We start from the raw sequence: 22,115 nt of genomic DNA, 5'->3' as shown, positions 1-22,115 counted from the left end.
CGCAGCGGGCGAAAAGGTTGCCGTCGTCCTCGACTTGTCAGGCGTACGGGTCGAAGGCGATGCCGGACGGCTTGGCCTTGGCCAGGTGGGAGGCGAGGTTGCCGTCCTTCAGACCGAAGACGGCACTGCCGAAGTCGGCCGCGCTGAGCTTGTCGCGCAGGCCTGCCGGATAGCCGTTCCAGCCGACCAGGCTCGGGAACTGCCAGGTGTGCTGGTGGTTCTCGGGCGGTTCGTCATTGGTGTTGGCGGGGCGGAAGCAGTGCGTCCCGATGCCGTCCTTGTGGTAGACGATCTTGGGGTGGGTGCCGTCCCAGCGGATCCGGTCGCGGCTGTGGATGTCGAAGGCGCCGTGGGCGGACGTGGAGACGTACTGCGCCTGGTTGTTCTGCACCCACACGACGACGTGCTCCCAGTCGTGGCGGTGTCCCCCGAGGCCGCTGCCGGCCACGGCCTGGTCCTTCTCGAAGTACAGGCCGTAGATGACGGCGCACCAGCCGTTGTTGCACTTCGCGCGGGCGTATCCGTTGGTCTGGGTGAGGTCCCAGGAGTCCCGGCACTGGCCGTTGACCGCGCCGGACGGGTTGAGGCCGCCGTTGACGGTGCCGTCGGGCCCGATCGCGGGGGTGGGGTAGCAGCCGTCGGTGTCGTAGTCGTAGGCGGGCTGGAACGTCTGCTCCAGTCCGTCGGCGTTGGCGGGCAGCGCCGGGGGCGGAGCGGCGAGGGCGCTGCCGGGCAGGGCGATGATCAACGTGAGAGCGCCGGCGAGGGCGAGGGCGCCCCTGGCGGCGTACGCCTGTGTCTTCACTGTCTCCCCTGGGTCGGGTGGCGTGGTGCGGGGCGCCATTTTGGCATGCACAGTTCATGAATGGAGGAACCGCGCGTGAACTCGACGGGCACGTCCGCCATCGATAGCCGGACCCGGGGCTCGGAACTCCAGGGAATCCGATAGACGATACGTATCGTCTCGCCTAAGGTGAGTGTCATGACCACCACCGCGTCCCCCGCACACATCGCCATGTTCTCCATCGCCGCCCACGGGCATGTGAACCCCAGCCTCGAAGTCGTCCGGGAGCTCGTCGCCCGGGGCCATCGGGTCAGCTACGCCGTCCCCGCGTCCTTCGCCGACAAGGTCGCGGAGACCGGGGCCACTCCCGTCGTGTACACCTCGACCCTTCCGACGGACGACGACCCCGACGCCTGGGGGACGGAACTGATCGACCACCTGGAACCCTTCCTGAGGGACGCGGTGCAGGTCCTTCCGCAGCTCGCCGAAGCCTTCGACGGGGACCGGCCGGACCTCGTGCTCCACGACATCACCGCCTATCCGGCACCCGTCCTCGCCCACACCTGGGGCGTCCCCGCCGTCTCCCTGTGGCCCAACCTCGTGCCCTGGGAGGGGTACGAGGAGGAGGTCGCCGAGCCGATGACCGCCGACCTCAAGGCCTCCCCGCGCGGCAAGGCGTACTACGCGCGGTTCGCGGCCTGGCTCGCGGAGCACGGGCTCGACACCGACCCCGAGAGGTTCGTCGCCCGTCCGCGCCGTGCGCTCGTGCTCATCCCGAAGGCGCTCCAGCCGCACGCCGAGCGCGTCGACGAGTCCGTCTACACCTTCGTCGGCGCCTGCCAGGGCGAGCGCGCCGCCCAGGGCGGGTGGCGGCGGCCGGCGGACGCGGAGAAGGTCGTCCTGGTCTCGCTCGGCTCCTCCTTCACCAAGCAGCCCGGCTTCTACCGGGACTGCGTCGAGGCGTTCGCCGGGCTCCCCGGCTGGCACGTCGTCCTGCAGATCGGCAGGTTCGTCGACCCGTCCGAACTCGGTACCCTGCCGCCGAACGTCGAAGTGCACTCCTGGGTACCCCAGTTGGCGATCCTGCGCCAGGCCGACGCGTTCGTGACCCACGCGGGCGCAGGCGGCAGTCAGGAGGGCCTGGCCACCGCCACCCCCATGGTGGCCGTCCCGCAGGCCACCGACCAGTTCGGGAACGCCGACATGCTCCAGTCCCTGGGCGTGGCACGGCACCTGCCGATGGAGGAGGTCACCCCCGAGCGACTGCGGAAGGACATGCTGGCCCTGCTCGACGACCCCGAGGTGGCGCGCCGCGCACGGGAGATCCAGGAGGCGATGGCCCGCGAGGGCGGAACGGGCCGGGCCGCCGACCTGATCGAGGCCGAACTCCCGGGGTCCTGACGGGGACGGGGACGGCGACCGGGCGGACGGGTCCGGACCCGGGTACGGCGGCTGAGTACGCGTGCTCATGTGGAGCGCGGGCGCGGACCGCACGATGAGGGGGTCAGCGCTTCGTCCTCGGACCCAGGGGGCCCGCCCGTGCTCAGCCGTCTCGCCGCCCATGTCGTGCCGTTCTTCGGCCGGTTGACCGTGACCACCGATCCGGAGGCCCGGATCGAACCCGGCAGCATCCTGGTCGTGAACCACACCTCGACGGCCGACCCGGCGCTCGTCCTCGCCGCGCTCCGCAGGCGGCTGGCCGTCGAGCCCGTCCTGCTCGCCACCTCCGGGCTGTGGCGGATCCCCCTGCTCGGCCGGGCCCTGACCCGCGAGGGCTATGTGCCCGTCCACCGCAACTCGGTGCGCGCCGCCACCGCCCTCGACGGCGCCGCGGTCGCGCTCGCCTCGGGGCGGCACGTCATGCTGTACGCGGAGGGCCGCATCCCCTCGCGTCCGGACGCCGGAGAGAACCCGCCGGAGGCCTTCCGCACCGGGCTCGCCCGGCTGGCCGCGGCCACCGGCGCGCCGGTCGTGCCCATCGGCCAGGCCGGGGCGCGCCGGATCACCTCCGGCGGCCGCGTGAAGCAGATCGCGGGGGTGCTCACGGCCCCTGTCCGCAGACCGGGCCTGCACGTCCACATCGGTACGCCCCTGCGGTTGCCCGCCGACGTGGGCGCGGCGACGGCGCTGGCCCACCGGGCCGTCACGGAGGCGTGGCGGGCGGCGGCCGGGGCGCTCGGCGAACCCGCGGCGCACAGGTGACGGGCCTCGCACCCCGAGCTGGTCGCGGGCCTGGACGCGGGCGAGACCTGGATCAACTGCCGTCTCGTCCAGACGGCGGAACTCCCCCGCGGCGGCCGCGGCGCCTCCGGCCACGGCACCGATCTGAGCACGCACTCCCGGAGCACCAGCGGCCCGGGACGGTCACGGTCCGGCTGGGCTCCCGGGCCGTGCGGTAGCGGCCCGGCGACTCATGGCGCGCCGTCCCCGGCTCACCGGTCCGCGGAGGCCCGCAGGGCGGCGGCGAGACCGAGGTCGCCACCGGGCGGTACGACGAAGTAGCGGGAGACGGCCTCGTCCGTGACCTCGGGGAGCGTCGGCGGGACCCAGCGGGGGGTGCGGTCCTTGTCCACGACCTGGGCCCGGATGCCCTCGACGAGATCGGGGGTGGTGAGAGCGGCGCAGGACACCCGGTACTCCAGGTCCAGGGCCTCTTCGAGGGTGGCGAGTGCGCGGGAGCGGCGGAGGGTGGCCAGGGTCGCCTTGAGCGCGGTCGGTGACTTCGCGAGGAGGGTGGTGGCGGCGTCCTTGGCCGCGGGCACACCGGTGTCGAAGAGGCGCTCGACGACGCTCTCGACGGTCTCGGCCGGGTAGCAGGCGTCGATCCACGGCCGCTGCTCGGCGAGGACGCCGGCCGGGGCCGCGGCGGTGTGGCGGACGACGGCCTCCGCGGCGGGCAGCAGGGTCAGGTCGCGGGCCAGGGCGGGCAGTTCGGCGGAGGGGACGAAGTGGTCGGCGAGGCCGGTGAGGATCGCGTCGGCGGCGCCGACGTGGCCGCCGGTGAGGGCGAGGTGGGTGCCGAGCTCACCCGGTGCGCGGCCGAGGAGGTGGGTGCCGCCGACGTCGGGGACGAAGCCAATGCCGGTCTCGGGCATGGCGACCCGGGAGCGTTCGGTGACGACGCGGACGGAACCGTGCGCGGAGACGCCGACGCCGCCGCCCATGACGATGCCGTCCATGAGGGCGACGTACGGCTTCGGGTAGCGGGCGATCCTGGCGTTGAGCCGGTACTCGTCGCGCCAGAAGGCCTGGGACGCGGAGCCGTCGGCGCGCGCGTCGTCGTGGATGGCGCGGATGTCCCCGCCGGCGCAGAGGCCGCGCTCGCCCGCGCCTTCGATGACGACGGTGGCGACGGCCGGGTCGTGCTCCCACTCGGTCAGGGCGGCGTCGACGGCTAGGACCATGGCGTGGGTGAGCGCGTTGATGGCGCGAGGGCGGTTCAGGGTGATGAATCCGGCCCGGCCCTCCGTCCGCAGGAGTACGTCGGCGGTTCCGGTCGGCACGATCACTCGGTCCCTTCGGGTGGCGCGGCTCGGTGTCGCGATCACCGTACCGGCCGGGTGCGCGGGGGTGCGGAGCGGGAGGGAACCACCGCTCCGGCGGGGGCGTGAGCACCCGCAGGAGCGGTGGTGGCCGGGGTTCAGGCCGGGAGCAGGTCCTGCGGGACGCGCATCTGGCGGGGGCTCGACATACGGAGTTGGACGATGTCGCGGACGGTGGGCCATTCCTCGTCGAGGATCGAGTAGAACGCCGTGTCGCGGACGGCTCCGTCGAGGCCGCGGGAGTGGGCGCGGCGGACGCCTTCGCAGCTGGCTCCGAGGCGTTCGATCGCGATTCTGGAGCGGGTGTTGCGGGCGTCGGCGCGCATCGTGACGCGGCGGACGCCCCAGGTTTCGAAGGCGTGCCGGAGCATGAGGTACTTGGCCTCGGTGTTGATGCCCGTGCCCCGGGCGTCGCGGGCGATCCAGGTGTTGCCGATCTCGGCGGCGTCCGGCACGGAGGTCAGCGGATCGCCGTGGGGCGTGCCGGGGGCGGGCGGCCAGATCAGCGGCCCCCGCCAGTAGTCGAGTTCGAGGAACCGGGTCGAGCCGACGACTCGCTCGTCGGCGGTACTGATCAGGGCGAAGGGCAGGGAACGTCCCACCGCCTGATCCGTCAGGGCGCGGGCGATGTAGTCGAGGGCCGATTCGAGGCCGTCGGGTACGGGGGTGAAGGCGTAGGCCGATCGGTCCGCCCCGCCGGCCCGCGCGAGGGCTTCGGCGTGCCGCATCGCCAGCGGCTCCAGGCGCACGGAGCGCCCGGTCAGGAGAACAGGTACTGGCACGGGTCCTCGGGTCTTTCACGGGCAGGGAGAGCTTCCGCCGAGGGGTGACCGCGGCGGCAGCAGGAGGGAGGTTCTCGCCGGGTGCCGATCGCGTCGTGAAGCGACAAATGAGCAGGTAAAACGGTTCGTCACCGGTGCGAGGAGGACAGTATGCAGCCACAGGCGCTCGGAGAACAGAACCCCCGGCGAACCCGGATACACGCGCGGGTGAAGCCTCACGCGCACCCGGGTCGACCGGTCTCACGCAACGGACGGTGCCGCCCGCCAGTCGGACGGCACGGGGGTCAGACGCAGGCGGGATGGCCCCAGCCGTCGGGATTCTTGGCGATGGTCTCGCCCTTGTCGTAGGCCTTGCCGCAGCGGCAGCGCCCGGCGAACCTCGCCTTGAGCGTGCCGCCGGACGGGCGTGTCCGACGCGCGGACGAGCCACCGGCGGAAGCGGCGGAGGAGCCCGCCGCGGAACCGGACGGCGCTGAGGAGCGCGCGCGGGGCGCGGAGGCGCGTGTCGGGGCTTCCGGCGGGGGCAGCGGGGCGCCGGTGGCGGAGCCCGTGGGTTCCTGGCTCCGGGCGGTGTGGCTGGCCGCGCGGTCGGCGGCGTCGTTGAGGGGGTCGCCGTCGACCTGGTGGGCGGGCACGTAGACGAAGTCGACGTCCCGGCCGGTGAGGAGCGCGTCGATCCGGACGACCAGGTCCTTGTTGGCGACGGGGCTGCCGGAGGAGGTCTTCCAGCCCTTGCGGCGCCAGCCCGGGAGCCAGGTCGTGACCGCCTTCATGGCGTACTGGGAGTCCATGCGGACCTCGGCAGGTACGGCGGGGTCGAGCGCTTCGAGCAGCCGTTCCAGGGCCGTGAGTTCGGCCACGTTGTTGGTCGCCCGGCCGAGCGGGCCCGCCTCCCAGCGGTCGATCGCTCCGTCGGCCCGGCCGATGACCCATGCCCAGGCCGCGGGCCCGGGGTTTCCCTTCGACGCGCCGTCGCACGCCGCGATGATCTTTTCCACCATCCCACGATCCTGACACGGCCGCGGGAGTGGGTGGGCCCACCCCCCACGGCCGGTCAGAAGGACCCCGCCCGCAGACGCCGGTCAGAAGCCCCCGATCAGAAGGCGCCGTAGTTGACCTGCCAGGTGGGCAGGCCCATGCGGCGCCAGAGGGCGACGACGCGGTCGCGGTCGTCGAGCGAGACGCGCACGGCGTAGCGGTGGCGTACGTGGGCGTCGAAGAGCTCCGCCTTCACCAGATCGTCGCCGCGGCCGTCGCCGGAGGCACGCATCCACAGCTCGTCGTAGGGCACCTCGTGGTGGGCGAGCCAGTGCTCCGTGAGGGCGCGGTGGTCCTCGCTGCGGCCGGAAAGGAGGACGATCCGGTCGCGCTCGCTGTGCCGGAAGGCGCGCAGGGCGTCCCTTACCGAGACGTTGAGCAGGTCGCGGTCGCAGCGCGTGAAGTCGTACGGGCCGCGGTCGACGCGCAGGGCGAGGGTGCCGTCGATGTCGCACATGACGGCGGTGGGGAGGCTCGGGTCGGCGACGTAGGGCTCGACGGGCGCCTGGTCGTTGAGCCAGTCCTCGGTGAGCCGCCAGCCTCCCCGGGTGGCCTTGGCGTGCTTGTCGGCGAGGACGCGGATGATCTCCTCGCCGACGGGCCGCTCGCGGGCCGCGTCGCGGCGGACGCACTCGTCGACGGGCACGGAGGTGAAGTCGTGGACGGCGAAGGTGGCAAGGCCCGCGACGGCGGCCTTCAGGCGCTTCGGGATGTGCGGGGTCAGGTGGGTGTTGTCGACGACGACGTCGAAGCCGTCGTCGACGGCCGCGCGGACGGCCGCGTCCTGGATGCCGAGGACGGTCAGCTCGTGCGCGCGGGAGCGCCCTCGGTCCGCCGCGGGGAGGTCGAGCATGGCGCGGAGGTCGTCGAGGTTGACGCGGCGTACGCGTCCTTCAGCGGCGGCCTGGAGGGCGCGGGCGGCCGTCGTCTTCCCGGAGGCCGGGAGGCCGGTCATGACGTGAACGACAGGCACGGTCAGTTCTCCTGGTCGGTGGCGAAGGGGTCGGTGGCCTCGGGGCGCAGCTGGCGCCACACGAGGAGGTCGGTGGGGCGGCCGTCGAGGCGGAGGAACAGGGCGGCGCGCAGGCCCCGGTCGGCCACGCCCGCGGTGGCACGGGCGAAGGCGCCCCGGTCGGCGGCGAGGTGGGCAAGCCGGGCGTAGGCCTCGTCGACGGCCCGCTCGCGCTCGGCGGCGGCCTCTTCGAGGCGGGTGATCACTTGGCGCACCCAGGCGTCGAACTCGTCCGGCACCTGCTCCAGAAGGGCGTCCAGCGGCTTGCCGCCGGAGGCCTCGACCTCGGTGACGGCGCAGCCGAGGCCCTTGGCCAGCTCGGCTGCCGGCAGGGAGGCGAACCGCTGGATGCCGTGGCCGCGCCAGATGTCACGCTCGGTGACACCGGTGAGCACCTTGTGGAGGCGTACGTACTCGGTGAGCTTGGCCTTGGCGCGCAGGCCGGACGCGAAGCGCAGGACGAAGCCCTCGGCGTCGGTTCCGGTGGCCCGCCGGCCGGTCGGGAGGGTGTTGGACTCGGTGAGGGCGACGAGTTCGTCGACGCTCATGGCGGGCCAGGTGCGGACGACCGATCCGACCGGGTCCCACCCGGCGGCGGCCTCGGCGAGCGGTATCTCAGTGCCGTCGCGGCCGAACGCGGCGAGCAGGACGAGGTCCCGGCGCTCTCCGTAGTTCACGACGATGCGGTTGCCCGGGTAGAGGATCTCGGCGAGGTACGTGACGCCCGGTGTCAGGCCCGTGGTGTCGGCGGCGTCGAGACGGCGTCGCGCCCAGGTCGCCTGGGCGCTGGTGAAGGAGCCCTTGGAGGCGACGTGCCAGCGGTCGTCGTAGTGGAAGACCACGGCGAGGCTGCCGTCGACCTTGTCGTACACCTCGAAGGGCTCGTCGGGCAGCGGCGGCGCGTAGGGGCGCCCGGTGGCGTGTTCGGAGACGTTGAAGAACTTGGGGAGGGGGAGCGCGACGATCCGCCCGGTGGCGTCGTCGGCGACGAGTCCGCGGCAGCGTGTGGTCGCCCGGTTCCAGTGCTGAGCGTACTGGCACGCGCGCGTGTACGTGTAGATCGACAGCGGCAGCTCGGGATGCCGCTTGCGCGTGACGTGCCCGTCCGCGAGCGCGGTGGCGAGTTCGTCGGACGGCATCAGGTCGTGCAGAGTCAGGGTCGCCTGGCTCATGGGGTCCCTCCCGGGTGTTCGATGATCCATTCTCGGCCGTCGGGACCCGGGAGGACAGTGATTATCCGGCCCGGGGGCGCGGGGAGGGGCGGTGCGCGGGCTCCCGATCCGGGGCGTGTCGGCGGTGCCCCGTAGACTCGCCGTCTCCCCGTCGGTGAAGTGACCGGCGCAGACGAAGGAAGCGAGCCCCATGAACCACGCGGACGGCACGGCACCGATCTACGCCGAGCTCATACGGGAGCGGGGGGATGTTCCGGGTGACGTCCGCCAGGTCGCCGAAGAGGTTCTGCGGGACCTGAGCCGGGTCATCCAGGTGCCGCCGCAGGGTGTAGCCGGACCGCAGGGCCCCGGCCAGCACCCCGGTGCCGGCGGTCCGATGGGCGCCGGCGGACAGATGGGCGTCGGCGGGCAGATGGGGGTCAGCGGTCCGATGGGCGTCGTGGGCCAGGCGGGCGCCGTCCTGCCGCACCGACCGCTGCGCTAGGCGCTGTCCGGCCTTCGCGTCGGGGCTGCCGCGTCGCCCCTCCCCCCCCCGCCCCCTTTCGGGGCGTTGTCAGTGCCGTCGGCCATGCTGTGTCCCGGACGGCCCGTGCCGTGATGGGGCGGGCCGCGGACGGTGATGAGGGGATGACGACATGGCCGAGGTTCTGCTGTTCCATCACGCGCGGGGACTGACGGAGGGCGTCGGCGCGTTCGCCGACGAGCTGCGGCGGGCGGGGCACACGGTGCACGTGCCCGACCTGTACGAGGGGCGCACGTTCGCCGACCTGGAGGCGGGCGCGGGGTACGCCCAGGAGACCGGGTTCGACACGCTCGTGGCGCGGGGCGAGCGGGCCGCCGAGGGGCTGCCGGAGGGGATCGTCCTCGTCGGGTTGTCGCTCGGCGTGCTGCCCGCGCAGAAGCTGGCGCAGACGCGGGCGGGGGCGCTCGGCGCCGTGCTGATCAGCGCGTGCGTGCCGCCGACGGAGTTCGGCGGGCCCTGGCCGGAGGGTGTGCCCGTGCAGGTCCACGGGATGGACGCCGATCCGTTCTTCGTCGACGAGGGTGATCTGTCGGCGGCCCGTGCGCTGGTGACGGACGCGGCGGACCGGAGGCTGTTCCTGTACCCGGGGAGCGCGCATCTGTTCGTGGAGCGCGGCGCGCCGTCCCATGTGCCGGAGGCGGCCGCGCTGTGCGTCGAGCGGGTGCTGTGCTTCCTGGACGGCGCGGGGCGCTGAGCTTCTGACGCCGACGGACGACACTGGGGTCGACCGTTCGGCCGACTCCGGTGTCGTCCGATCCGCCGGGGAGGGGGAGCCGGCCGTCGGACCGTGCGGGCCCGGGCGTGGGCGGAGGATCGGAGCGGGGTGCGGGGCCGTCCCCCGACGGCGCCGCCCGTGTTCGCCGTACCGAGGAGTCCGTGATGACGAAGTTCCGCCGCGCGTCCCGTAGCGGCCGGGTGCTCGTGCCCGCCGTGATGGCCGTCGCCGTGCTCGCCGGGTGCGCGCGGGGCCCCGGAGGGGCGGCGTCGGGGACGACGCCACCTGCCGGGGTGTCCCCCTCGGCCGGTTCCTCCGTCAGCGTGGCGCCCGCCCCGACCGGCAGGGCCGCTCCGGGCACGCTTCTCGTCGGCGACTTCGGCTCCGACACCGTCACCTTCGTCGATCCCGAGCGAGGTGCCACGGGCTCCGTGAAGGTCGGCACCGCGCCGTACGGTCTGGCTCTCGGTGCGGACGGACGGGCCTGGGTGGCGACCGCCGAGGGCGTGGCCGTGGTCGACACGGCGACCCGCCGGCGGCTGGCGCTCGTTCCGTACGGGACGGACACCGGGCCCGTGACGACGGGCGAGTACCGGGGCGGCGGCATGGGCATCGCGCTCGCGCCGGACGGACGACGGGTGTACGTGGGGGTGAACGTGCCCGGCGGGAACGGCGCCCTGGAGGTGATCGACACGGCGACGCTTCGGGTCACGGACACCGTGCCGGTGGGGCGGCGTCCCTTCGACGTGGACGTGTCGCGGGACGGCGCCGAGGTGTACGCGACGAACCACGACTCCTTCGACGTCACGGTCGTCTCCGCGGGCACGCTCGAGCCACGCCGGGTGCAGGTCGCCCCGTACGGCACGGAGGGCGGGCTGGGTTCCTGGCTCAAGCCCCACTACACGGCCGTGCGGCCCTCGGACGGCAAGCTGCTCCTGCCCTTCGAGGGCGAGCGGCTCGCGGTCGTCGACCCCCGGACGGGGCGGACGACGATCGAGCCGATGACCGCGAACACCCATCAGCACGGCGCCACGGTGACCGCCGACGGGACGCTCCTGACGGTGGGTACGGGGCCGATCGATCCGGACGTGGACCGCGGGCCCTCCCTGACGGTCCGTTCGCCCGACGGGACCGAGCGGGTCCACCCCCTGGAGGGGCCGCACGAGGGCGTGGCGGTGTCGGAGGACGGGCGGACCGCGTATGTGACCGGTGGGTTCACCCGGGACGGGTACTGGGACGGCCTGAGCGTCGTCGACCTCGCATCGGGCGAGACCCGCCGGCTGACCGCCGGCTCCCGGCCGCTGGGGATCGTGGTCCTCTGACCCGCCCGCCGCCGCGGAGGGCGGTGAGATCGCCGCGAGGGGGTAGCCGATGGCACAGGGCCGTCGCCGGTACGGGCAACCGCGCCGAAGGGCGACAAGCCCGCAACAACGATAAAAAGGGTGAACCGAAGGAAGTCGGCCGGTCGGCCGGCCGACGACAGATCGATATACGGGTTTGCACGCTCCAACGGAAGGGCGGACAGCGTGACGCGACCGAGGATTCTCGTGGTGGGCGCCGGATTCGCCGGGGTGGCCTGCGTACGGCGGCTCGAACGGCGGCTCGCGGAGCGGGAGGCGCAGCTCGCGCTCCTTTCGCCGTTCTCGTACCAGCTGTACCTGCCCCTGCTCCCCCAGGTGGCGGCGGGGGTGCTGACCCCGCAGTCGGTCGCGCTGTCCTTGCGCCGCAGCGAACGTCACCGCACCCGGATCGTGCCGGGTGGCGTCGTCGGCGTCGACACGGCCGCGAAGGTCTGTGTGGTGCGGACGATCTCCGGCGAGTACGTGACCGAGCCGTACGACCATCTCGTGCTCGCGCCCGGCAGCGTGACCCGCAGCTTCGACATCCCGGGACTCGCCGAGCACGCGCGCGGGATGAAGACGCTCGCGGAGGCCGTGTACATCCGCGACCACGTCATCGCCCAGCTGGACCTGGCGGACGCGAGCAACGACGAGGAGGAACGAGCCGCGCGGCTGCGGTTCGTGGTCGTCGGCGGAGGCTACGCGGGCACGGAGACGGCGGCCTGTCTCCAGCAGCTCACCTGCAACGCGGTCAAGCGGTATCCGCGGATCGATCCGAAGCTGATCAAGTGGCATCTGGTGGACATCGCGCCGAAGCTGATGCCGGAGCTGGGCGACAAGCTGGGCGCCGCCGCGATGGACATCCTGACCAGGCGCGGCATCGAGGTCTCGCTCGGGGTGTCGGTCGCCTCCGTGGACGAGAAGACGGTCACGCTCACGGACGGGCGGGTGCTGCCGAGCCGGACGCTGATCTGGACGGCCGGGGTGGCGGCGAGCCCGCTGATCGGCACGCTCGGCGTGGAGACCCTGCGGGGCCGGGCCGTCGTGTCGGCCGAGATGGCCGTACCGGGGCTCGACGGCGTGTGGGCGCTCGGTGACGCGGCGGCGGTGCCGGATCTCGCCAAGGGCGAGGAGGGCGCGATCTGTCCGCCGACCGCGCAGCACGCGATGCGGCAGGGGAAGGCCCTCGCGGACAACATCGTCTCGACACTGCGCGGGGAGCGGACCCACCCGTACGCGCACAAGGATCTGGGGCTCGTGGTGGACCTGGGAGGCATGGACGGCGTGTCCAAGCCGCTGGGTGTGGAGCTCCACGGGATGCCGGCCCAGGCCGTGGCCCGGGCCTATCACTGGGGCGCGCTGCGGACCAATGTGGCCAAGACCCGGGTGATGACGAACTGGCTGCTGAACGCGGTGGCCGGGGACGACTTCGTGCGGACGGGGTTCCTGGCGTCGAAGTCCGGCACCCTGCGGGACTTCGAGTACACCGACGCGTATCTGACGCAGGAGCAGGTCCGCGGCCACACGGCGTCGTTCCGTGGGGCCGTCGGAACCGGCGGCAACTGAGGACCGTCCCCGGCTCGGGCGCTCAGCGCCCGAGCACGGGTGCCGGGCCCATGACGACCACGGGGTCCCTGGCCGGGTCGAGGGCCCGCAGCAGTTCGCGCAGGTCCTCGCGCGCCAGGGCGACGCAGGCCTGGGTGGGCCCGCCGTGGTCGACGTGGATCCAGACTCCGCCGCCCTTCCCCGCGCCGAGGGGGCGTTCCTTGTCGAGCGGGGTCCGGCCGGGTACCCGGTTGTAGTCGATGGCGATCACATGGTCGAAGGAGCCTTCCAGCGGTTCGCCGGAGAAGCCGGTGCCGCTGATGGCGAACTCGTCGTCCTGGTCGTACGGGAGACGGGCGCCGGGGTCGGGCAGCCGGCCGCCCGCGTCGCCGAGCCGGAACACCCCGATCGGGGTGCGCAGGTCACCGGCGACGTGGTCGTCGGTCCAGCCCCGGAGCGCGTTGTGCGCGGCCCACGGTCCGGCGACCGGGGTCCAGCGTCCGCCGGGGTCCCGTTCGTAGAGCGTCGCGGTGGAGGTGTTGGCGTCGGCGGTGGCGCCGGTGACGACGAGGGCCTGGGTGGTGCCGTCGGGGACCAGGGCGTCGGTGGCGGGCCCGATGCCGGGAATCCGGGGTTCGGGGACCGGGGCGGAGGAGCGGCTGTTCGCCGCCCCGCCCGGACCGCCGGCCGGGCGGGGTGGCGCGCCCTCGGGGCGGGAGTCACCGGCGGCGGGCGGGGCGCCGGTGGAGGGCCCGGGGGGCGCGGGGGCGGATGGCGCGGTGTCGGCGCAGCCGGTGAGCAACAGGGACGCGCACAGTGCGCCGGCGATCAGCAGGGCGGGGGCGCCCTTGCGGACGGACATGGACGGATCCTCCTGGCCGGGGGCAGTGCTGCGATCCGTACCCGCTCGGCGGGCGGCGCTGCGGTGACGCCGGTGCCCTCACCCGTACGGCCGCGTCTCCCCGGGGTGCGGTCGCGCGTCCGGCAGCGGTTGGGCGGGGACGGCGCGTCCGGCGGCGATCGGCCGTGCGGGGCGGGGGCGGCGTGTCCGGCGAGGGCTGCGGGCCCCGAGAACGGAACCTGTTCCAGCGGGTGAACGGCGGCGCTCACGCCCTCGGCTTCCCGGACCGACAGGAGGTGTTCACTCCTGCGATGTCCTTCACTCGAGAGGGAAGGGGAACGTGTTCCAGGGTCGGCGATCGAGGAACGCACGACGAATCGACGGGTGACGTGCGTACGACCTGACGGCCCCGCAGGGACGGAGCGGCCCCGCGAGCCGCCCGCGTAGGCGGTCGTGGCCGACGATGGTCGCCCTACGGGGAGGACTCTGGCTCCGGCTCGCGGACGGGCGGGGGGTGCGCCGCCCGCGAGCCGGGGTACTGGGGGTGCGCGTCAGGCGCGGGCCGCGACCGCCGAGGCGGAACGTGAGGCGCCGGTGGCGAGTGCCGGTTCCGCGCGGACCGGGCCTTCGAGGAGGCGGCGCAGAAGGGCGGTACCGCGGGCCGGGTCGCCCGCGGCGCCGTCGGCGAGGAGCGTCGCGAGGACGGCTATCCGGGCCTGGGCGGCGCGGAGCGTGCCGGTGAGCAGCGCCCCGGCGGCGACGAGGTCGACGGCGCCGCCGCCGGTGTAGATCTCGGCGAGCGGTCCCGCGGGGACCCGGGTGGTCACGGCGACGAGGACGCCCTGGGCGACGGCGTCGGCCACGGCGGCGGCGATCTCGGGGGTGGCGTTGCCCGCGCCGGTCGCTTCGAGGACGATGCCCCGGGCTCCGGCGGCGACGGCCGCGTTCAGCAGGAACGGGTCGCCGTCGGAGTGGTGGCTGACGATGTCGACCCGGGGCAGCGGGACGGGGCCGGGGACGCCGGGGGTCGCCGTGTGCGCGGCGGCGGGAAGCGGCAGCGGCGTCGGGCGCTCCGGCTGCCTCTCGATGTCGACGCGGGAGAACCCGACGCGGCCGAGGCGGTCGGCCGACGGGTCGGAGAAGGCGTCGGCCGCGAGGGTCTGGCTCTTGACGGTGCCGCGGGCGGCGTGGACGCGGCCGTCGAAGACGACGATGACGCCGAGGTCGCTGACGGTGGAGGCGACCTGGAGCGCGTCGTACAGGTTTCCCGGGCCGTCCCCGTCGCCGGTGCCGAACGGGCGCTGGGCGCCGGTGAGGACGACCGGACGGACGTCGGTGTGGTGGAGGTCCAGGAAGAAGGCGGTCTCCTCCAGGGTGTCGGTGCCGTGGGTGACCACGATGCCGTCGACGCCGGGGTCGGCGAGGGTCTCGTGGACGGTGCGCAGAAGGGCCAGCTGATGGGCCGCGGTCATGCGCGAGCTGTTGACGTTGAACAGGTCGACGACCTCGACGGTGACGCCCTCGGGGAGGGGGGCGGTGGCCATGACGTCGCTCCCGGAGGCGTCGGCGGCGTAGCCGGTGCCCTGCCAGCGGCTCGCGATCGTGCCGCCGGTGCTGATGACGACGATCCGGCGCGCTCGTCCGTCGTTCGTCCGCTTCATGCCTGCCGTCCTCACTCCGTATTCCCTACTCCGTAACGGATCGCCTGCGCCGCAACGATAGAGCAGAGGGCGCGCAAGACGATTGCGAAATCGGCCCACGGAATGTTTCATCGTGGTAGATGATTGCGCCATGGACCGAATCGATCTCCATATCTTGCGCGAGCTTCAGAACGACGGCCGGCTGAGCAACCAGGAGCTGGCCCAGCGGGTCGGGCTCAGCCCGTCACCCTGTCTGCGCCGGGTGCGCCAACTGGAGCAGGACGGGGTGATCCGGGGGTACCGGGCGGTCATCGACCCGGAGGCGGTGGGCCGCGGGTTCGAGGTCCTCGTCTCGGTGGAGGTGCGGCGCGACCGGGAGACGGTGGAGGCCTTCGAGGCCGCCCTGCAGGACGTGCCGGACGTCATCGAGGCGTACCGGCTGTTCGGCAGCCCGGGGTGTCTGCTGCGGATCGCGGTGGCCGACCTCGCGGCGTACGAGCGTCTGTGGATCGAGCGCCTGACGACGCTGGCCGGGGTCACCGAGGTCAACTCGCAGATCATCATGAAGCGCATCAAGGAGCCGAAGGGGATGCCGGTGGACGTCCGGGGCGCATGACGCCCACCACTCCCCCGCAGGACGGAACTGAGGGTGCGTCAGAGGTCCCGCCGTATGCGAGAACGTCATGGAATCGCCTCCTTCTGGATACACGGCCATCCGCACCGCTGTGCGACGCTCCCGGCTACCACACGCAACACGCGTAGAACGCGGAGCCGTTGAGCGGGCTCGGCGTCTCCTCGCGTGCCGTCCCCCGGGAAAGGGCACCCCCCATGTCCGTTGCACAGACAGGCCGCTGGAAGGCGTGGGCGGCATCCATAGCCGCCGCACTCGTCACCCTCACCCTTCCGACGGTCACCGCGACTCCGGCGAGCGCCACGACCACCGCGTACGACAGCACGTACTACAAGAACGCGATCGGCAAGACCGGTACGAACCTCAAGTCCTCGCTGCACACGATCATCAGCAGCCAGAGCCGCATCTCGTACGACGCGGTCTGGAACGCCCTGAAGGTGACCGACCAGGATCCGAACAACTCCGCCAACGTGATCCTGCTGTACAGCGGCACCTCGCGCAGCAAGAGCCTCAACGGAGGCGACGTCGGCGACTGGAACCGCGAGCACGTGTGGGCACAGTCCCACGGCAGCTTCGGCACCTCGGCCGGCCCCGGTACCGACCTCCACCATCTGCGCCCCGCGGACGTGCAGGTCAACAGCATCCGCGGCAACAAGGACTTCGACAACGGCGGCAGCGCGGTGAGCGGCGCGCCCGGCAGTTACACGGACAGCAACTCGTTCGAGCCGCGTGACGCGGACAAGGGCGACGTGGCGCGGATGATCCTCTACATGGCCGTCCGTTACGAGGGCGACGACGCCTGGGTGGACCTGGAGCCCAACGAGTCGACCACCAACGGCAGCGTCCGCTTCCATGGGCGGCTCTCGGTCCTGAAGCAGTGGAACGAGCAGGATCCGCCGAGCGCCTTCGAGGAGCGTCGCAACGACCTCATCCACGGCACCTACCAGGGCAACCGGAACCCGTTCATCGACCACCCGGAGTGGGTCGAGGCGATCTGGTAGTCCGACCACGCCGAACCGCGTCGGAATGGCACGGAGCCGGTCCGGGTGTCCCGCCCCCGGACCGGCTCCGCGCACGTCGGCCCCTACGTCTCACCGCTCTCGGCGCCCTCAAACGCCAAATCCCGGATCTTCTCACGGCCTTCGACCGGACGAAGGACACACCTCAGCGACGTTATGCATCCGTTATAGACGGTGACTTTAGCCTGTTTTGATGGCCTTTTCGTGTGAGGAAAGATACATACACACCACACGGACCACCAGGGCACCTATCACGTCCTTCCGTCCGGAACAAGCCCCTGGCGCCAGGAAGTTCTGGGATCCACTAGGTAACTTCGGCGCCCATGACGACAGCCCATATGACAGCCCCAGCCCCGGTCGGCGGCCTCGACATCGGCCCCGCCTCGATCGACGACGGCGCCGCGCTCTGGCGGATCGCCCGCGGCTCGGGGGAACTGGACCTCAACTCGCCCTACAGCTACCTGCTGTGGTGCCGTGACTTCGCCGGCACGACCGCCGTCGCCCGTGACGCCGCCGGGCGCCCGGTCGGCTTCGTCACCGGCTACCTGCGGCCCGAAGCGCCGGAGACGCTCTTCGTCTGGCAGGTCGCCGTGGAGGGTTCGCACCGCGGAAGCGGGGTAGCCGGAACCCTGCTCGACGCCCTGACCGCACGGGTCGCGGCCGAGCACGGAGTCAGCCGAGTCGAGGCCACCGTCACCCCCGGGAACCTCGCCTCCGACCGGCTGTTCCGGTCGTACGCGCGTCGGCACGGCGCGGACCTGACGCAGGAGGTGCTGTTCCCTTCGGCCGCCTTCCCCGCGGCAGGACACGAGTCCGAGGTGCTGTACCGCATCGGCCCCCTCGGCCGCCCGGAGTCCTGAGCCGGCCCCGGAACCCCGAGCCGGCCCCGGTGTCCTGAACCGGTCCCCGGGCGCTGAGCCCGCCCCATGGAACGCACCGGCCCCGGAGCCCCGCCGCGTCCTCCGTCCCGAGCCGTCGTCCGCACGCACCACGTTCCCGAACCACACCTGGAGAAGAGACTCCGTGACCCTGATCGACATCGCCGCCCCCTCCGTCTTCGAGGCCCTCGAGTCCGAGGTCCGCAGCTACTGCCGCGCCTGGCCCGTCGTCTTCGAACGCGCCAGCGGCAGCCGGCTGTACGACGAGCACGGGCGTCCGTACCTCGACTTCTTCGCGGGCGCGGGCTCACTCAACTACGGTCACAACAACCCGGCCCTCAAGCGGGCCCTCCTCGACTACCTCGCCGACGACGGCATCACCCACGGTCTCGACATGTCGACGACCGCCAAACGCGACTTCCTCGAGACCTTCCACGAGACGGTCCTCGAACCCCGCGCCCTGCCGTACAAGGTGATGTTCCCCGGCCCCACCGGCACCAACGCCGTGGAGGCGGCCCTGAAGCTCGCCCGCAAGGTCACCGGGCGCCAGACCGTCGTCTCCTTCACCAACGCCTTCCACGGGATGTCGCTCGGCTCGCTGGCCGTCACCGGCAACGCCGCCAAGCGCGCCGGAGCGGGCGTGCCGCTGAACCACGCCATCCGGATGCCCTTCGACGACTACCTCGACGGACAGGTCCCCGACTTCCTCTGGTTCGAGCGTCTTCTGGGCGACGCGGGCTCGGGCCTCGACCACCCGGCGGCCGTGATCGTCGAGACCGTCCAGGGCGAGGGCGGCATCAACGTCGCACGGGCCGAGTGGCTGCGCGGGCTCGCGGAGCTCTGCCGCCGGCACGACATGCTCCTCATCGTCGACGACATCCAGATGGGCTGCGGGCGCACCGGCGACTTCTTCTCCTTCGAGGAAGCCGGCATCACGCCCGACATCGTCACGCTGTCCAAGTCGATCAGCGGATACGGCCTGCCCATGGCCCTCTGCCTGTTCCGGCAGGAGCTCGACGTGTGGGAGCCCGGCGAGCACAACGGGACCTTCCGCGGCAACAACCCCGCCTTCGTCACCGCCACGGCCGCCCTGGACGCCCACTGGCGCGACGGCGCCCTGCGCGAGCGCACCCTGAGCCGGGCCGGCCGGATGGAGAGCGCCCTCCTCGACCTGTGCGGCACCGACGGGCGCATGGGCGTCTCGGTCCGTGGCCGCGGACTGGTGTGGGGGCTGGAGTTCGCCGACGGGGACCGCGCCGCGGCGGTGTGCCGGCGCGCCTTCGAGACCGGACTGCTCGTGGAGACGTCGGGTCCGAGCGGCGAGGTGGTCAAGCTGCTGCCGCCGCTGACCGCGACGGACGAGGACCTCGACGAGGGCCTCGGCATCCTGGCCCGCTCCGTCCGCCACACGGCCTGACCCCACCGGGGCCGGCACGAGCACGCACGAGCACGCACCGAAAGGCGACACCCCATGATCGTCCGTTCCTTCGACGAGCTGGAGAACACCGAGCGGCATGTGAAGGCCGCCTCGGGCACCTGGGAGAGCAAGCGCATCGTCCTGGCCCGCGAGCGGGTCGGCTTCTCCCTCCACGAGACGGTGCTGTACGCCGGTACCGAGACGTCCATGTGGTACGCGCACCACGTCGAGGCCGTCGTCTGCACGGCGGGCGAGGCCGAGCTCACGGACCACGAGACGGGCCGTACGTACACGATCGTGCCCGGCACGATGTACCTGCTCGACGGGCACGAGCGCCACACGCTCAAGGTCAAGCAGGACTTCCGCTGCCTCTGCGTCTTCAACCCGCCCGTCACCGGCCGCGAGGACCACGACGAGAACGGCGTCTACCCCCTGCTCACCGAGCCGGACGAGTCCGTCCGCGAGGAGAGCTGAGCCACGGCACGAGACCGGACGGCCGAACGAACCCGTACAGGAAGGAAGCACGCTCCCTCATGACCTCCGCACCCACCCGCCCCGTCGACCTCTACCCCACCCGCGGCCCCAAGGAGCAGCTGATCGGGCGCAAGGACCCCGTCGTGTGGTCCGAGCCCGGTACGGCGGGGCCGTTCTGGGCCCGTGAACTGGAGGAGTACGACCGCGACGGGTTCGTCACGGTGGACGAACTCGTCGCCCCGCGCGAGGTGGACGAGCTCCGTGCGGAGCTGGACCGGCTCGTCACCGATCCCGCCACGCGGGCGGACGAGCGGGCGATCGTCGAGCCCAGCTCCCAGGAGATACGTTCCGTCTTCGAGGTGCACCGGATCAGCGAGGTCTTCGCCCGGCTGGCCGAGGATCCGCGGATCGTGGGACGCGCCCGCCAGATCCTCGGCTCGGACGTCTACGTCCACCAGTCACGGGTCAACGTCAAGCCCGGTTTCGGCGCCAGCGGCTTCTACTGGCACTCCGACTTCGAGACCTGGCACGCCGAGGACGGCCTGCCGAGGATGCGGACGGTCTCGGTCTCGATCGCGCTGACTCCGAACCACACGACCAACGGCAGTCTGATGATCATGCCGGGTTCGCACCGCACCTTCCTTGGCTGCGCCGGTGCCACACCTCAGGACAACTACAAGAAGTCGCTGCAGATGCAGGACGCCGGCACGCCGTCCGACGAGGCGCTGGCCACCTTCGCCGAGGCCTGCGGCATCCGTCACCTCACCGGTCCCGCGGGCTCCGCCACCTGGTTCGACTGCAACGCCCTGCACGGGTCGGGTGACAACATCACCCCGTACCCCCGGAGCAATGTGTTCCTCGTCTTCAACAGCGTCGAGAACCAGCCCGAGGCCCCCTTCGCGGCCCCGGTCCGGCGGCCCTCCTTCATCGCCACCCGCCGGTGAGGACGCCCGCTGCCGAGAACTGAGAGGGGTGTACGGCCCGGCGGGGAAGCCGGGCCGTACACCCCTCTCGGCCGTCGGCCCCGGTCGTGCCCCGCAGTCGCGGGCGACAGCACTCCGGCTCAGCCGTCGGTGCCCGGCACGGCCAGCCCCTCGCGAAGCCGGTCGAGGCTCCGGGCCAGGAGTCGCGAGACGTGCATCTGCGAGATGCCGAGCTTCTCCCCGATCTGCGTCTGGGTCAGCTCGTCGACGAAGCGGAGGTGCAGCAGCACCCGGTCGCGTTCCTCCAGCGCCCCCACGAGGGGGGCGAGAGCGTGGAAGTCCTCGAACAGCTCGATCGCCGGGTCCTCCCGGCCGATGATGTCGGCGAGAGCGGCGTCGTCGTCCTCGCTCTCGGGTCCGCCGATCGTGGCGTCCAGAGAGGTGGAGTTGTAGCCGTTGGCGGCCACCTGGGCCTCGACGACCTCCTCCTCGGACAGGTTCATGAGCGGCGCGAGCTCCGCCGCGCGGGGGGCCCGGCCGAGCCGCGAACTCAGCTCGTCGGTCGCCTTGGCGAGCTCCACCCGCGCCTCCTGGAGCCGGCGGGGGACGTGCACCGCCCAGGTGGTGTCGCGGAAGAACCGCTTGATCTCCCCCACGATGTACGGCACGGCGAAGGTGGCGAACTCCACCTCGCGCGAGAGGTCGAACCGGTCGATCGCCTTGATCAGGCCGACCATGCCGACCTGGACGATGTCCTCCATCTCGTCGCCCCGCGCGCGGAACCGCCCCGCCGCGTACCGCACCAGCGACATGTTCATCTCGATCAGCGTGTTCCGGACGTACTGATGCCCTTCCGTCCCCTCCTCCCGCGCCGCCAGTTCGCGGAAGAACACCTTCGACAGGGCCCGCGCGTCCCGCGGCGGCAGTCGGTGCGGTGCGTCGAGAACCGGCAGGTCCTCGCGCGTACCGTTCGTCACGTACGTCGTCATCGCCTCGGCCGGCTGGGTCCGCACGGGCACAACCTCCTCCTGCTGGCGGTCGGTTCAGCGGTCCTGGTTCTCGTACCCCCGCTTCCCGCAGCCACTCCTCGCCCGATTCGCCCAGTTTCGCCGGAGGCCCGGAGGCATCAGGACGGGCGGAACGGGCAGGCGAATTCTGTCACCTGATGACGAACCAGGAAGAAAGGGGCCTCGTGATGAACACCTGGAGCGACACCCTGTCCCGGGCGCCCGGAGCGGACCCGTACGGTACGGGGTACGGCGGCTCGTCCCCGGTCCGGACCCCGGCTCAGGCTCGGCTGCTCGTCCGCCACGCACTCGCGGCCCTCGGCCCTCTGCATCCCGCCCAGGTCGAGGATCTGCTCCTCGTGACCTCGGAGTTGGTCACGAACGCGCTCCGCCACGGCGGCGGGGTCACCGACTTCGGGATCCAGGTGGGGCCGAACCGCGTGACCGTGTCCGTGGCCGACGCCAGCGGGGTCTCCCCGCTCTACCAGCCGCGCGACGAGCTGCGTCCCGGGGGCTTCGGCTGGCCGATCGTGCTGCGGCTGTGCCGCGAGGTGTCCGTGGACAACCGTCCGGACGGCAAGACCATCCACGCGACGGTGACGATCGACCGATGAGCCGCACACCCCGGGTGGGACCCGGACGCCGCAGACCGCGGGAGAGACCTCTGCACCACGGAGGATCCGCACCACGGAAGAGGGGTGGGGGGGGGGCGGGGCGGGGGGGCGCGGGCGGGGCGCGGTGGGGGGGGGGCGGGGGGGCGGGCGGGTCCTGGGGCCCGGCCCGGGGGGGGTCGGGGGGGCCGTGGCCCGGCGGGCGGCGGGCAGCTGGGGGG

At 72.6% G+C, this 22,115-nt stretch carries 22 protein-coding genes; 13 read left to right on the top strand and 9 right to left on the bottom strand.

Going from position 1 to position 22,115, the window contains the following annotated elements:
- Window positions 1–37: 37 nt before the first annotated feature.
- Window positions 38–844 (bottom strand): NPP1 family protein, encoded by an 807-nt coding sequence (locus ACFWV2_RS26310; protein ID WP_384408382.1) that lies wholly within the window; start codon window positions 842–844, stop codon window positions 38–40.
- A 138-nt stretch (window positions 845–982) separates the two neighbouring features.
- On the opposite strand from ACFWV2_RS26310, the gene mgt reads away from it, so the two are divergent.
- Both mgt and ACFWV2_RS26300 read left to right on the top strand, forming a co-directional pair.
- The gene (gene mgt / locus ACFWV2_RS26305) at window positions 983–2,185 is read left to right on the top strand and encodes a macrolide-inactivating glycosyltransferase (RefSeq protein WP_384408380.1); all 1,203 of its coding nucleotides are present in this window, start codon (window positions 983–985) and stop codon (window positions 2,183–2,185) included.
- A 138-nt stretch (window positions 2,186–2,323) separates the two neighbouring features.
- Window positions 2,324–2,986, top strand: a complete 663-nt coding sequence (locus ACFWV2_RS26300; RefSeq protein WP_384408378.1) for a lysophospholipid acyltransferase family protein — start codon at window positions 2,324–2,326, stop codon at window positions 2,984–2,986.
- A gap of 230 nt (window positions 2,987–3,216) precedes the next feature.
- On the opposite strand, the gene ACFWV2_RS26295 is transcribed toward ACFWV2_RS26300, so the two are convergent.
- The 5 genes from ACFWV2_RS26295 to ACFWV2_RS26275 form a co-directional block, all read right to left on the bottom strand.
- Entirely contained in the window at window positions 3,217–4,293 is a 1,077-nt protein-coding gene (locus ACFWV2_RS26295; protein ID WP_384408376.1) for an enoyl-CoA hydratase/isomerase family protein, read from the bottom strand.
- Between the two features lie 131 nt (window positions 4,294–4,424).
- The gene (locus ACFWV2_RS26290) at window positions 4,425–5,108 is read right to left on the bottom strand and encodes a GNAT family N-acetyltransferase (protein ID WP_384408374.1); all 684 of its coding nucleotides are present in this window, start codon (window positions 5,106–5,108) and stop codon (window positions 4,425–4,427) included.
- A gap of 284 nt (window positions 5,109–5,392) precedes the next feature.
- Window positions 5,393–6,109 carry a ribonuclease H gene (locus tag ACFWV2_RS26285; protein WP_384408372.1) on the bottom strand — a complete coding sequence of 239 codons (717 nt, stop codon included), beginning with the start codon at window positions 6,107–6,109 and terminating at the stop codon, window positions 5,393–5,395.
- Window positions 6,110–6,204: 95 nt separating this feature from the next.
- Window positions 6,205–7,119: an AAA family ATPase gene (locus tag ACFWV2_RS26280; RefSeq protein ID WP_384408370.1), complete on the bottom strand. Its 915-nt coding sequence runs from the start codon at window positions 7,117–7,119 to the stop codon at window positions 6,205–6,207.
- A gap of 2 nt (window positions 7,120–7,121) precedes the next feature.
- Entirely contained in the window at window positions 7,122–8,330 is a 1,209-nt protein-coding gene (locus ACFWV2_RS26275; protein ID WP_384408368.1) for an RNA ligase, read from the bottom strand.
- Window positions 8,331–8,520: 190 nt separating this feature from the next.
- Between ACFWV2_RS26275 and ACFWV2_RS26270 the strand changes: the two genes are divergently transcribed.
- From ACFWV2_RS26270 to ACFWV2_RS26255, 4 genes are all read left to right on the top strand, one after another.
- Entirely contained in the window at window positions 8,521–8,814 is a 294-nt protein-coding gene (locus ACFWV2_RS26270; protein ID WP_384408366.1) for a hypothetical protein, read from the top strand.
- Window positions 8,815–8,965: 151 nt separating this feature from the next.
- The gene (locus ACFWV2_RS26265) at window positions 8,966–9,547 is read left to right on the top strand and encodes a dienelactone hydrolase family protein (protein WP_384408364.1); all 582 of its coding nucleotides are present in this window, start codon (window positions 8,966–8,968) and stop codon (window positions 9,545–9,547) included.
- Between the two features lie 185 nt (window positions 9,548–9,732).
- Window positions 9,733–10,890 (top strand): YncE family protein, encoded by a 1,158-nt coding sequence (locus tag ACFWV2_RS26260; RefSeq protein WP_384408362.1) that lies wholly within the window; start codon window positions 9,733–9,735, stop codon window positions 10,888–10,890.
- 204 nt (window positions 10,891–11,094) lie between these two features.
- Window positions 11,095–12,474, top strand: coding sequence for an NAD(P)/FAD-dependent oxidoreductase (locus ACFWV2_RS26255; RefSeq protein ID WP_384408359.1), 1,380 nt, complete (start codon window positions 11,095–11,097; stop codon window positions 12,472–12,474).
- Between the two features lie 22 nt (window positions 12,475–12,496).
- Here ACFWV2_RS26255 and ACFWV2_RS26250 read toward each other — a convergent pair whose 3' ends face one another.
- On the bottom strand, window positions 12,497–13,315 hold the full coding sequence (locus tag ACFWV2_RS26250; RefSeq protein ID WP_384408357.1) for a L,D-transpeptidase family protein: 819 nt from the start codon (window positions 13,313–13,315) through the stop codon (window positions 12,497–12,499).
- A gap of 530 nt (window positions 13,316–13,845) precedes the next feature.
- Window positions 13,846–14,955: an asparaginase gene (locus ACFWV2_RS26245; protein ID WP_384408355.1), complete on the bottom strand. Its 1,110-nt coding sequence runs from the start codon at window positions 14,953–14,955 to the stop codon at window positions 13,846–13,848.
- A gap of 130 nt (window positions 14,956–15,085) precedes the next feature.
- Here ACFWV2_RS26245 and ACFWV2_RS26240 point away from each other — a divergent pair, with 130 nt between their 5' ends.
- From ACFWV2_RS26240 to thpD, 6 genes are all read left to right on the top strand, one after another.
- A complete protein-coding gene (locus ACFWV2_RS26240) occupies window positions 15,086–15,550 on the top strand; it encodes an Lrp/AsnC family transcriptional regulator (RefSeq protein WP_384408353.1) in 465 nt (154 codons plus the stop codon).
- A gap of 212 nt (window positions 15,551–15,762) precedes the next feature.
- Window positions 15,763–16,566: an endonuclease I family protein gene (locus ACFWV2_RS26235; RefSeq protein ID WP_384408351.1), complete on the top strand. Its 804-nt coding sequence runs from the start codon at window positions 15,763–15,765 to the stop codon at window positions 16,564–16,566.
- A 356-nt stretch (window positions 16,567–16,922) separates the two neighbouring features.
- On the top strand, window positions 16,923–17,444 hold the full coding sequence (gene ectA / locus ACFWV2_RS26230) for a diaminobutyrate acetyltransferase (protein WP_384408349.1): 522 nt from the start codon (window positions 16,923–16,925) through the stop codon (window positions 17,442–17,444).
- A 169-nt stretch (window positions 17,445–17,613) separates the two neighbouring features.
- Window positions 17,614–18,879: a diaminobutyrate--2-oxoglutarate transaminase gene (gene ectB, locus ACFWV2_RS26225; protein ID WP_384408507.1), complete on the top strand. Its 1,266-nt coding sequence runs from the start codon at window positions 17,614–17,616 to the stop codon at window positions 18,877–18,879.
- Window positions 18,880–18,933: 54 nt separating this feature from the next.
- The gene (locus ACFWV2_RS26220) at window positions 18,934–19,353 is read left to right on the top strand and encodes an ectoine synthase (protein WP_384408347.1); all 420 of its coding nucleotides are present in this window, start codon (window positions 18,934–18,936) and stop codon (window positions 19,351–19,353) included.
- A gap of 59 nt (window positions 19,354–19,412) precedes the next feature.
- Window positions 19,413–20,297: an ectoine hydroxylase gene (gene thpD, locus ACFWV2_RS26215; RefSeq protein ID WP_384408345.1), complete on the top strand. Its 885-nt coding sequence runs from the start codon at window positions 19,413–19,415 to the stop codon at window positions 20,295–20,297.
- Window positions 20,298–20,416: 119 nt separating this feature from the next.
- On the opposite strand, the gene ACFWV2_RS26210 is transcribed toward thpD, so the two are convergent.
- A complete protein-coding gene (locus ACFWV2_RS26210) occupies window positions 20,417–21,265 on the bottom strand; it encodes an RNA polymerase sigma factor SigF (RefSeq protein WP_384408505.1) in 849 nt (282 codons plus the stop codon).
- Window positions 21,266–21,441: 176 nt separating this feature from the next.
- Here ACFWV2_RS26210 and ACFWV2_RS26205 point away from each other — a divergent pair, with 176 nt between their 5' ends.
- Window positions 21,442–21,897, top strand: coding sequence for an ATP-binding protein (locus ACFWV2_RS26205; protein WP_384408343.1), 456 nt, complete (start codon window positions 21,442–21,444; stop codon window positions 21,895–21,897).
- Window positions 21,898–22,115: the final 218 nt, after the last annotated feature.

It is taken from the genome of Streptomyces sp. NPDC058671, from assembly GCF_042716475.1.
GTDB lineage: Bacteria > Actinomycetota > Actinomycetes > Streptomycetales > Streptomycetaceae > Streptomyces.
Note: the sequence above shows the minus strand (reverse complement) of the source record. Positions and strands in the feature narration are given on the sequence as shown.

Excerpts from the sequence above, each read along its gene's own strand:
- ACFWV2_RS26310 (WP_384408382.1), bottom strand. The coding sequence starts at position 844 with ATGGCGCCCCGCACCACGCCACCCGACCCAGGGGAGACAGTGAAGACA.
- mgt (WP_384408380.1), top strand. The coding sequence starts at position 983 with ATGACCACCACCGCGTCCCCCGCACACATCGCCATGTTCTCCATCGCC.
- ACFWV2_RS26285 (WP_384408372.1), bottom strand. The coding sequence starts at position 6,109 with ATGGTGGAAAAGATCATCGCGGCGTGCGACGGCGCGTCGAAGGGAAAC.
- ACFWV2_RS26275 (WP_384408368.1), bottom strand. The coding sequence starts at position 8,330 with ATGAGCCAGGCGACCCTGACTCTGCACGACCTGATGCCGTCCGACGAA.
- ACFWV2_RS26270 (WP_384408366.1), top strand. The coding sequence starts at position 8,521 with ATGAACCACGCGGACGGCACGGCACCGATCTACGCCGAGCTCATACGG.
- ACFWV2_RS26265 (WP_384408364.1), top strand. The coding sequence starts at position 8,966 with ATGGCCGAGGTTCTGCTGTTCCATCACGCGCGGGGACTGACGGAGGGC.
- ACFWV2_RS26260 (WP_384408362.1), top strand. The coding sequence starts at position 9,733 with ATGACGAAGTTCCGCCGCGCGTCCCGTAGCGGCCGGGTGCTCGTGCCC.
- ACFWV2_RS26250 (WP_384408357.1), bottom strand. The coding sequence starts at position 13,315 with ATGTCCGTCCGCAAGGGCGCCCCCGCCCTGCTGATCGCCGGCGCACTG.
- ACFWV2_RS26245 (WP_384408355.1), bottom strand. The coding sequence starts at position 14,955 with ATGAAGCGGACGAACGACGGACGAGCGCGCCGGATCGTCGTCATCAGC.
- ACFWV2_RS26240 (WP_384408353.1), top strand. The coding sequence starts at position 15,086 with ATGGACCGAATCGATCTCCATATCTTGCGCGAGCTTCAGAACGACGGC.
- ACFWV2_RS26235 (WP_384408351.1), top strand. The coding sequence starts at position 15,763 with ATGTCCGTTGCACAGACAGGCCGCTGGAAGGCGTGGGCGGCATCCATA.
- ectA (WP_384408349.1), top strand. The coding sequence starts at position 16,923 with ATGACAGCCCCAGCCCCGGTCGGCGGCCTCGACATCGGCCCCGCCTCG.
- ACFWV2_RS26220 (WP_384408347.1), top strand. The coding sequence starts at position 18,934 with ATGATCGTCCGTTCCTTCGACGAGCTGGAGAACACCGAGCGGCATGTG.
- thpD (WP_384408345.1), top strand. The coding sequence starts at position 19,413 with ATGACCTCCGCACCCACCCGCCCCGTCGACCTCTACCCCACCCGCGGC.
- ACFWV2_RS26210 (WP_384408505.1), bottom strand. The coding sequence starts at position 21,265 with ATGACGACGTACGTGACGAACGGTACGCGCGAGGACCTGCCGGTTCTC.
- ACFWV2_RS26205 (WP_384408343.1), top strand. The coding sequence starts at position 21,442 with ATGACGAACCAGGAAGAAAGGGGCCTCGTGATGAACACCTGGAGCGAC.